Raw genomic sequence first — 11017 nt, forward strand, 5'->3', positions numbered from 1 at the left:
TAATAATGAAAATATTACAGATAAGTACAGGATATGATATTTCTTTTAATGGAGGAATAACCAACTATGTAAGAAATATTTCAACAACTCTGTCTTCATTTGAAAATGAGGTATATGTCCTTTATTCACAAGACAATGGTGAAATAAAGGAATATGATTATAATCTTATAAATTATAATCCTGTACTAAGACCATTTCACCTAAGTAGTGTCATTAGAAATCTGGATATAGAAAGAATAGAAAAAATAATATCAGAATTACGCCCTGATATCATTCATGTCCATATGATGATTGATTTACCAATTGCTATTTTAGAAATGTTTATGAAATATGCTAAAGTTGTTATTTCGTTGCATGACTATTCATATGTATGTAATAGAATAATACTACTTGATAGACATGGTAAGCTATGTGAATCTTCAAACGATAATCTAAAGTGTAATACTTGTATCTCTTGGGAAGAAACAATTGATAACAGATATATTGGAGGTTTCGTTAGAAAACTTGCAAGAACTTTTAAAATTGATAAAATCCAAGATTCTTCAGGGCATACAGAGAAATTTGAAGTTGGTAAAAAATTGTTTTCCAAAGCTAATGCAATAATTGCAGTTTCAAATAGAGTAAGAGAAATTTATCAAAGAAATGGGTATAATAATAAAAATTTCTTTGTAAATCATATTGGAAACTATACTGCTGAAGATGATTTTAGAAATAGTTTTGAGAAAAGAAAATTAAGAAATAATGATGAAAAATTAAGATTGGGTTTTATTGGAAATTTAAATTATCATAAAGGGGCTGATCTTTTTTTTGAAATTGCTAAAAATAGCAAACACACATTTCATATTTACGGAGGAATTGCAGCAGGGTTGGAGGAAAAGATTCATTCTTTTCCTAATATTACCTATCATGGAAAATATAAGCATGATGAACTTAAGGATATCCTAAAAAATGTTGATGTTGGATTGGTATTACCTATTTGGGAAGATAATGCGCCTCAGGTTGTTTTTGAATTTTTAAATTCAGGAATCCCAATTATTGGAACAAGAATGGGTGGGTTACCAGATTTTATTAATGATGAAAATGGAATTTTATTTGATAACACAAATGAAGGGCTGAAAATGATAAAATCCCATATAGAATCAGATGAATTTTATACGTTTTATAATAAAGTTATCAATAATATAAAAGGGACAAAAAAATCCTCTGAACACATGGATGACCTTATTTCAATATATGAAAAACTTTAAAATGATTGTATGGCTTAAACTATTAAATGTCTTGAGAATTGGTTTTATTCAATTTTTATCAAGAAAAAAGCAATCTGTTATTTGGAGAATAAATAACAGACACAATTATACAAGTCTTTCAAGCCAGGTTAAGAATCCTGATATTATAACAGTGGGTAATGAATCATATGGAGAAATTATAACAGAATCTTATGGTAATTCTGATGAAAGACTGCAAATAGGAAGTTATGTAAGTATTGCCAGTAATGTAATATTTATTTTAGGGGGAAATCATCAAGTGAATGCTTTTACTTCTTATCCATTAAAGTCAATGTTTTTAGAAAGCTCACCGGATGATGATGCCCAGTCAAAAGGAGCAATTATTGTTGACGACGAAGTTTGGATAGGCAGTAATGTTGTAATACTCTCAGGAGTTACTATAGGAAAAGGAGCAATAATTGCTGCAGGAAGTGTTGTTACAAAGAATATAGCGCCATTTAGTATTGTAGGAGGAAATCCCGCCAAGCTGATTAAATTTCGATTAGAAGAATATTTAATTGAAAAAAGAATGAATGTTAATTTGAAAAAAATATCAAAAAAAGATATTGTAGAGAATATAAATTTATTTTATTCAGAATTAACAGAAGCTAGCTTGCAAAAAATAACAAATCTAGAAAAAAATGATTTCAATAATTATAGTTAATTACAATACAATGCAACTTACCATTAATTGCATCGAAAGTATTTATAACTATACACAAAATATAGATTTTGAGATCATCGTTGTAGATAATGCATCCTCAGATAATTCTGTATCTCAAATAGGAAAAAGATTTCCTGATGTGAAAGTTATTGAAGCTTTTGAAAATTTAGGCTTTGGAAGAGCTAATAATTTAGGAGTTTCTTCAGCAAAGGGAGAATATATTTTTCTGCTTAATTCAGACACTATTTTTGTTGAGAACTCTCTCTTAAAAATATTGGATTTTTTCAGTAAGAACGAACAAAAATTAAATATTGGAGTTCTAGGGTGTTTAATGATTGACGAAAATAATGAACTAAATGGGTTTGGAGGAACTTTTCCTACTATAAAATCATTCAATCAGGAAATTATAAAAGGATTTCCCATTGTAGGAAGGTTTATAGAAATCACAGAAACTAATTATAATCTCAACCAAGAATATTTTGAAATAGAATATGTTTTAGGAGCTGATATGTTTATGAGGAAATCATTATTTTATAGTGTATCCGGCTTTGATTCTAACTACTTTATGTATTATGAGGAAAGTGATTTACAACTTACAATTTCCAGAGCTCAGTATAAAAACTATATTTTTACAGGAACCAGAATAATTCATTTGGAAGGAGGGTCTTTTGCTGAGAAAAAGAAAGTTTCGAATGCCAAAAGAACAATTGTTCATACAAGCCGGGTTTATTACGCGAAGAAAAATTTTCCGAAAGAATATTATAAGTTTAAATTATTGGATATTAGTAAACTAATTTTAAATATTTTCAATTATAAATATAAATTTTTGGAAAATGTAAAATATATCACTAATATAATTAAAAAATATTAATTTATGAAAATTGCAATATTAGGGAGTAAAGATTATGATAGTTTGGAATTTCATATTCACGACTCACTAAAACATTTAGGACATGAGATTTTTCATATTGATATTAAAGATGTCGTAAGTATTCCTTATCGATTTAATTACTGGGGAAGAAAACTATTTACTAAATATGACGAGAGTATATTTCAAAAAATAGCAAGACGAATTGTGGATGAAACTCCCAATTTAGTTATATGTACCTATAGATTCATTCATCCAAAATGTATAGAATTTATTAAGAAACAACTTAAAAATACATTGGTAATACATATCAACCCCGATCAATTAACGACTTTAGAACATCAGCAGATTTTTATATCCCAATATGATGCTTATTTTACTAAAGATCCATTTATGCTCAATTTTATGAAAAGTAAAATGGGGCTAAATACGTTTTATTTTCCAGAAGCATTTAATGAGAGAGTACATCATTTTGATCTTAAAAATAAAAAAGATTTAGAAGAAAAAATCAATATTGATGTAGTATGTTTTGGAACAATGTATCCTTATAGAGCTAAAATGGTAGAAAAGCTGATAGATGCAAGAATAAATGTTAAACTTTTTGGAACACCTGATAAAAGATTTCCTTTACATAAAATAAGTGCTAACTTTCAAAATGAATTTATTACAGGAAGTAGAAAAGCAGAGGTATTGTTGGGATCTAAAATTGTATTTAATAACTTTCACTATGCTGAGATTCAGTCAGTAAATGCCAAGTTTTTTGAGATTGCTGGGATTGGGGCTTTCCAAATTTGTGACTATAAGCCAACCTTAGAAGAATACTCAATTATTCCTCATGAAAAATTTACTTTTAATACCATTGAGGAATCTATTGATTTGATTAAATATTATCTGAATAATCAAGAAGAAAGATATGTAATAGCAGATACACAAAAAAAACATTTTTTACAGAATCATACTTATGATGTTAGGATGAAACGATTGTTTAATTTATTAGGGATTTAATGGAGGTTTATATTATATTTTCAATAATTCTTTTTATATTTTCTTTTTTTGAAATTTTTAAAATAGCAAAAGGAAAGTTACAAAATTTATTTTTATTTGTTACCTTTTTAGGAGCCGTTTTAATTATTGGTGGGCGCTGGTATACTGGAACAGATTGGCTCCTTTATGAATATTTATTTCAAGAATCCGATACCTTAGAAAATGCATTGGATATATGGAGAACAGAAATTGGTTATGGTCTTTTAAGTTGGCTTGTAAAATCTGCTACAGATAATTACTCAACCTTTTTATTTGTTCATGCGATTATTTTTTATAGCTTATTGATAATTTCATTTAAAAAGATAGTACCTTATCCTCAGACTGCTTTTCTTTTTTACTTCATGTCTTCCCTAGGTATTGTGGGATCGAATAGACAATTATTAGGAGTTGTTTTTATGCTTTTTGGAGTGAGCTTTTTATTGAATGAAAATAAGAAAAAATTTATTTTCTCATTAGTGGCGAGCATTAGTTTTCATGCTACAGCTTATTTAGGGGGAGTTTATTTCTTTTTAAACAGATATTTTTCAAAAACAATTGTAATTTCAGGGCTTTTACTTGCTTTTGTTATTGGAGTATCACCACTTCCTTTAAAGATTTTTGGATCTTTAGGGGCTATTAATGAGCATTTTATGTCTAAAACTGAAGCCTACCTGAGTGGCGCTAAAGCAGCTGCAAGTGAATATGGATTAACTATCATGGGGGTCTTTAAGAGACTTTTCTTTTTTTTACTTTTTTTTGTTATCAGAGAAAAAGTGATTTCCCGATTTAAGAATTATAATTTACTATTTAATGGATATTGGGTAGGCATTTTAATTTATTTGTTTTTTTCAAGCTCATTAAATGTAATGGTAAGTAGAGGAAGTTTATATTTTAATATCATGGAATGTTTATTGATGTCCTCTGTTTTTATCATTTTAAAAAAGCCATTAGACAAAATGTTTTTTTTGATAATTTTATATGTACTGGGAATAGTACTAATGTACCAGTCAATTGGAGAATATTCTGATCTATTTGATCCATATAAAGGTATTTGGTATAATATAGATTTCTTTAGAAAAATGCATTAAATAGGATATGAAAGTAATATTTTTAGATAGAAAATTTAACCCCAATGAAATCAGTTTTGAAAAACTTTTCAGTTTTGTTAAGAAGAGTATTTCAAATAAAGGAATAGTTATACAAAATATAGAAAATCCTTTTGGAAATGGTACTGTTAATTTATTTAAAAGTATTTTATTTTATAGAAAGTCGGTTAATATTGATTCGATAGTTCATATTACAGGACAAATACACTTTGCAGCAATAGCTTTAAAGACAAATAAAATATTAATAACAGTACATGATCTGGGACTTTATAGAAATTTATCATTTATTAGGTTTTTAATATTTAAAATTTTTTGGGTATACCTTCCTTTTAGAAAAGCTAAAGTAATTGTTGCTATATCTGAAAAAACTAAGCAAGAGATTGTACAAATAATGCCATCTGTTGCTAGGAAAGTAGTTGTAATTCCTAATTGTGTTACAATGGATATTGCAGAAGACTTTGTAACTGATAGATCAAAAACAACAAAAATACTTATAGTAGGTACCCGGGCAAATAAAAATATAGAAAGGTCAATTAAAGCGTTACAGAATTTACCTGTTGAAGTTTTTATTGTGGGCAAATTGGAAATAGAATATGAAGACTTGCTACGCTCAAATAAGATTTGTTATCATAATTGTTTTAATATCAGTGATGAAGAACTGAAAGCTTTATATCAAAAAACAGATATTTTATTGTTTGCTTCTAATTATGAAGGTTTTGGGCTTCCCATTCTTGAAGCTCAGGCACAAAATACACTAGTTGTTACCTCTAATATTTTACCAATGAGTGATATCGGGGGAGAAGGAGTTATTTTAGTTGATCCTAATTCTGTTGAGAGTATTAAAAAAGGGCTAAATATTGCATTAAATCTTTCTAATGAAGAAAAAATAGAAATAATCAAGAAAGGTAAACACAACCTTAAACGATTTAGTGTTGAATATGTTTCTAATCAATATATTGGAATTTATGAAAGTCTATAATAGTTTTATTCAAGGGTTTCTTTTGTTATTTTCAGTCTTAATTTTAGGACAAAATCAAAAATCAATTATAGGAAACCAAAAATGGGTACTTTCTTTAAAAGATTTTGGTGCAAAAGGAGATGGTATAACAGATGATAGTGATTCTTTTCAAAAAGCAATTGATTTTTGTGAAAAAAATAAAAGGAAAACATTATTTGTTCCCTTTGGTAAATTTTTACTAAAAAAAAGTGTAAGTTTTAAAACCGGAGGAGTGCAACTTATAGGTGAAGGGGCTTTATTAAGAGAAGAAAGTTGGCTAAATAAAACAAATAATGAAGCAGTTAGTATAAGCAGTAGTGAATTTATTATTCCTAAAAATAGCACAGGAATAATTTTTGATAAAAATGTAAAAGATCCTGTCAGGATTGCAGACATTCAATTTAGTAGTTTAGAAAAAAGGCAATCAGGGAATACTACGGCTGTATTATTTCAATCTGAATGGAATGGTCCTACGTGGCCCTTTATTATTGAAAGATGTCATTTTACAGGATTTAATTTTGCCATAAAATTTATGGCAAAAAATCAATACTTAGTTGCTTTTGTACAACTTAAACAAAATGCATTTAATCAAAATGATGAATGTGTATTTTTTTCGGATATTCAATCTAAGGACAAGCAAGCTGGCATTAGAAATTTAGCATGGGGATTTACTTTTGAAAATAATATGTGCCACGATAATTCTAGAATTATAAGAGGAACTTTTGCAAAAGATGCTGTAAATATCCGGAATAATAATATGGAGGGAAATATTAAGTATGCGGATGGTAGGGTTCCCAACTATCTTGTAGATTTAGAGGTGAGTAATGCAACCGTCAATTTTGAAGGAAATCACTTTGAGTCTATTATTTCAGATGCGGTATATGTTTCTTCTGTTTTTAAAGATGAGAATAATAATTATCTTCCTGTTATTAGAACAACGGCCCTAAATCCAAAGAATAAAATTTTTATAAAAGGAAATAATTTTGATGGTATCTCAAATAATTTTAAACCTTTTACATTTAAAGGATTGCTAGTATATAATTATGACCAAGTTTCATTGTTCTTAGATGAATGTGACTTGAGATTAAACGAGAGTAATGAAGAAAATATTTATCTTACTGATTTTGCAAAAAAAGTAGGTACAGTCATTAAAATACCAGTTGATTTAAATAATAAGAAAGAGGCTATTAATACTGGGAATTACAAAAAACATGATATAGGAAATTGGGCTAAACAAAATAAACAATTTACTTTTGTAAATGCAGGTACAGCAAAAGTAAAAGAAAAAAAATATCAAAAAATTTCTGCTAATGATCAATTATTGGTTGCAGAGGTGGAGATACTGAATGAGAATGGTACTCAGTTTTTAGGAATTTCTACAATCTTTGAGATAGAATATATACTTAATGGAAAAAAAGAGGTAATTACAAAATCTGTAAGAGGTAATTACGGCTATAAATTGGGAAGGAATAAAAATATTGCTTTAATTCCAAATTTTATTCCATCAAATGCAAAAGATGCAAGGTATACTGCATCAGTGGATTATAATAATGACATTATAGGAGAAAAGAGTTTCTATCTGAATATTGTACCCAAATTGTATGTGTTAAACACTATGTCAAATCTTCGATTAAAATCATAATAAAACTATTGAATAAATATGTTATTAATTGATGCTATTTTCATAAACAATGGAGGAGGAAGGGTTTTACTTAACTATTTAATAACTGAGCTTGAAAAAAGGGAAATTAAAGTCTTTTATTTATTAGATGACAGATTACCTGTTGATTTTGCAATTAAGCAAAGTAATGAAATGCTAATAATAAATTCTTCATTAAGCCAGAGAAAAAACTTCTATAAATTAAATTCAGAAAGATTTAATAAAATATTTGTTTTGGGTAATATACCACCTCCTATTGCGGTGAAGAAAAGCTTTGTGTACACTTATTTTCATAATCTCATTTTATTGAATGTCCCTAGAGATTTTAGTTTTATTGAAAAAATAAAATATATTTTAAAAGTAGCAATATTAAAAAAGTATAGTAAAAATACCAATACTTGGTTTTTTCAAAGTAAAACACTGGAAAACCAGTTTGTTGAAAAGTTTAAACAAAAAGATAAAGCAAGGGTTTTACCATTCTATCCTTCACTTATTTCTGATGTAGAAAATAAAGATAGTATAAGAGTAAAAAACACATTCTTATATGCTAGTAATGCTCAAGCCAATAAAAATCACTCTAAATTAATTAGTGCTTTTTGTAAAGCATATGATAAAACTCAAAAGGGCAAGTTAATTGTAACAGTTAGCGAAAAATTTCCATTAATTTTACAGCTAATTGAAGATGCCATTTCAAAAGGATATCCTATTGAAAATTTAGGATTTGTAAAAAGAGAAGACTTAATCCAAAAATATTTAGAAACAGAATATATAATCTATCCTTCATTAGCGGAAAGTTTTGGTTTAGGTTTAATAGAAGGGATAGAATTGGGATGCAAAATAATTGGTGCCAACTTACCCTATACTTATGCGGTCTGTGATCCGTCTTTAGTATTTGATCCCACGAGTGAAAAATCAATTGTAGATGCAATAGTCTTAGCTAGTGAAGAAACTCTTAAAAAATCAGAATTAAAAGTACAAGATCAAATTTTAGATTTAATAAACTTACTAAGTACGGATGATGAAAATTAAAATACTTCTTGCAACCTATAATGGTGAAAAATATATCCGGCAACAGATGGACTCTATTTTAAATCAGCAAGGAATAGAGGTGAATGTAACGGTTAGTGATGATGGAAGTAAAGACAAAACTTTAGAAATTATAAAAGAGAGCTATCCTGAAATTTTAATTTCTCAAAATATACCAGGAACAGGTTCTGCAGCAAAAAATTTCTTAAAAATGGTAAGTGATCTTCATTCTGATGATGACTTTGATTATATTGCTTTCTCAGATCAGGATGATATTTGGTTATCTGAAAAAATGAAGAAAGCTGTTGACATATTACAGAAAGACAATTCTGATTTATACTGTTCTAATCTTACAAAATGGGATGTGTCTAGTGGTTCTTTGACCGAATTGAAGAAAGACTTTCCTCAAAAAAAATACGATTTTTTATTCGAAGGAGGAAGTGCAGGATGTACCTATGTGCTAACAAGGAAACTGGTGTTTGAATTAAAAGAGTTTGTTAATAACCGTTTGAATACTTCTGACTGGGATGAATTTTCACATGACTGGCTGATATATTTCTTTGCAAGATATAATCAGTACAAAGTGAGTATAGATTCAAATTCCTATATACATTATAGAATACATGATTCAAATGTTCATGGTCATCTCAACAAATTATCTCTTAGTACCATTAAAAGTAAACTATCAAAAGTACTTGATGGTTATCACGATGTACATGCTCGAAATTTTATAAAATATGTAGAAAAGAACACTGAGGAATATGCAATATATAAAGCTTTTTTAGGAGGATATGTTAGTCGAAATCGAATGATTTTAAAATATAATACCCAATTGATGAGAGACCGGAAGAAGTTTTTTATTTTTATGGTGCTCAATTGGTTTAAATTTAAATGATGTAAATGAAAATTATGTATAAATCTGTTTTTAAAAGAATAATTGATCTCTTTTTAGCATTAATAGGTTTTTTGATTTTAATCCCTATTTTCCTACTGGTTACTGTTGGTTTGTATTTTGCAAATCAGGGAAAACCCTTTTTCTTTCAAAAAAGACCTGGTAGGAACGGGAAGATCTTTAGTATTGTGAAGTTCAAGACAATGAACGATAAAAAAGATGAAAATGGAAATTTGTTGCCTGATGCCGACCGATTGACAGGAATTGGGTCTTTTGTGCGGAAAACTTCCTTGGATGAAATTCCACAACTAATAAATGTCTTGAAGGGTGATATGGGGCTAATAGGACCGAGACCTTTATTACCACAATATCTTCCCTTGTATAATTCGGAACAAAAACGAAGACATGAAGTGAGACCAGGAATTACAGGATGGGCTCAAGTGAATGGACGAAATGCAATTTCCTGGAAACGAAAATTTGAATTAGATGTTTGGTATGTAGATCATTTATCCTTTTCTTTGGATGTAAAGATATTCTTTCTTACTATAAAAAAAGTGTTTATAAAAGAGGGAATCTCTCAGGAAGGACAGGCAACAACAGAAGCTTTTAATGGATTTAATTAGAAAATAATGAAAAAAATAGCAATAATAGGAGCAGGAGGATTTGGACAAGAAGTGTACTGTATTTGGAGAGACCAGCTAGAGCATGAAGGAGTAGATTATGAATTTGTAGGGTTCTATGATGATGCTGATGATTTATATGAGAATCGTTTTGGAAAAATATGTGGAAAAGTTGAGGATCTGAATCAGATTGACTATCCTTTGGAGGTTGCTATTGCAATAGGTACTCCTCAGCTAATTTATCAGATCAGAAATAGACTCCATAATTCTAATTTAATATTTCCGAATATTATCCATCCCAGTGTTCAGTTTTTAGGAAAAGAATCAATTCATTTAGGAGAAGGAAATATACTATCTTTGAATGTTATTTTTAGTTGTAATACAACAGTAGGTAATTTTAATATTTTTAATACAAGAGCAACTTTAGGGCACGATGATATGGTAGGTGATTATAATGTTTTTAGTCCAAATGTTCAGATTTCAGGAGCTGTAACGATAGAAGATCTTAACCTATTTGGGTTTAGTTGTGGAGTTATCCAGAAAAAGAAAATCGGATGTAGAAATATTCTTGGTGCTGGTGCAATATTATTGAGGTCAATTAAAGATGAAGGAACCTATATAGGAACTCCTGCCGTGAAAATGAAAATATAATTAAAAAATAAATTAAGAATGGACGAAAACAAATTTATAGAAGACTTTGCAACAATTTTTGATGATACTGAAGCTTCTGAGTTAACAATGGATACATCGTTCAAAAATTTGGATGAATGGAGCTCTTTAGCAGCACTAGGTTTACTGGCTGTTATGGAGGAAGAATATGATGCAGAGCTATCCAGTAAGGATATTGAAAAGTCTGAAACTATACGAGACATTTATAATATTGTAAAAGGATAATT

General features: G+C 28.6%; 12 protein-coding genes. All 12 read left to right on the forward strand.

What is annotated here, in order from left to right:
- Window positions 1–5: 5 nt before the first annotated feature.
- Genes AC3HD6_RS00820 through AC3HD6_RS00875 form a run of 12 tightly spaced genes read left to right on the forward strand, consistent with a single transcriptional unit; the run spans window position 6 to window position 11015 of the window.
- Window positions 6–1247, forward strand: a complete 1242-nt coding sequence (locus AC3HD6_RS00820; protein ID WP_488894634.1) for a glycosyltransferase — start codon at window positions 6–8, stop codon at window positions 1245–1247.
- Entirely contained in the window at window positions 1234–1929 is a 696-nt protein-coding gene (locus AC3HD6_RS00825; RefSeq protein ID WP_488894635.1) for a CatB-related O-acetyltransferase, read from the forward strand. The genes AC3HD6_RS00820 and AC3HD6_RS00825 overlap by 14 nt, the downstream gene beginning before the upstream one ends.
- On the forward strand, window positions 1907–2800 hold the full coding sequence (locus AC3HD6_RS00830) for a glycosyltransferase family 2 protein (RefSeq protein ID WP_488894636.1): 894 nt from the start codon (window positions 1907–1909) through the stop codon (window positions 2798–2800). The genes AC3HD6_RS00825 and AC3HD6_RS00830 overlap by 23 nt, the downstream gene beginning before the upstream one ends.
- Before the next feature lie 3 nt (window positions 2801–2803).
- On the forward strand, window positions 2804–3802 hold the full coding sequence (locus tag AC3HD6_RS00835; protein WP_488894637.1) for a CgeB family protein: 999 nt from the start codon (window positions 2804–2806) through the stop codon (window positions 3800–3802).
- Entirely contained in the window at window positions 3802–4908 is a 1107-nt protein-coding gene (locus tag AC3HD6_RS00840; RefSeq protein ID WP_488894638.1) for an EpsG family protein, read from the forward strand. Before AC3HD6_RS00835 ends, AC3HD6_RS00840 begins: the two co-directional genes overlap by 1 nt.
- Before the next feature lie 7 nt (window positions 4909–4915).
- On the forward strand, window positions 4916–5905 hold the full coding sequence (locus AC3HD6_RS00845) for a glycosyltransferase (RefSeq protein ID WP_488894639.1): 990 nt from the start codon (window positions 4916–4918) through the stop codon (window positions 5903–5905).
- A complete protein-coding gene (locus tag AC3HD6_RS00850) occupies window positions 5892–7565 on the forward strand; it encodes a glycosyl hydrolase family 28-related protein (RefSeq protein WP_488894640.1) in 1674 nt (557 codons plus the stop codon). Before AC3HD6_RS00845 ends, AC3HD6_RS00850 begins: the two co-directional genes overlap by 14 nt.
- Before the next feature lie 18 nt (window positions 7566–7583).
- Window positions 7584–8612 (forward strand): glycosyltransferase, encoded by a 1029-nt coding sequence (locus AC3HD6_RS00855; protein ID WP_488894641.1) that lies wholly within the window; start codon window positions 7584–7586, stop codon window positions 8610–8612.
- Window positions 8599–9504 (forward strand): glycosyltransferase, encoded by a 906-nt coding sequence (locus AC3HD6_RS00860; protein ID WP_488894642.1) that lies wholly within the window; start codon window positions 8599–8601, stop codon window positions 9502–9504. The genes AC3HD6_RS00855 and AC3HD6_RS00860 overlap by 14 nt, the downstream gene beginning before the upstream one ends.
- 14 nt (window positions 9505–9518) lie before the next feature.
- Entirely contained in the window at window positions 9519–10124 is a 606-nt protein-coding gene (locus tag AC3HD6_RS00865) for a sugar transferase (protein WP_488895335.1), read from the forward strand.
- 6 nt (window positions 10125–10130) lie between these two features.
- Complete coding sequence (locus AC3HD6_RS00870; protein WP_488894643.1) at window positions 10131–10772, forward strand: PglD-related sugar-binding protein; 642 nt, start codon at window positions 10131–10133, stop codon at window positions 10770–10772.
- Between the two features lie 18 nt (window positions 10773–10790).
- On the forward strand, window positions 10791–11015 hold the full coding sequence (locus AC3HD6_RS00875) for an acyl carrier protein (protein WP_488894644.1): 225 nt from the start codon (window positions 10791–10793) through the stop codon (window positions 11013–11015).
- Window positions 11016–11017: the final 2 nt, after the last annotated feature.

Source organism: Chryseobacterium sp. II3a, from assembly GCF_057815135.1.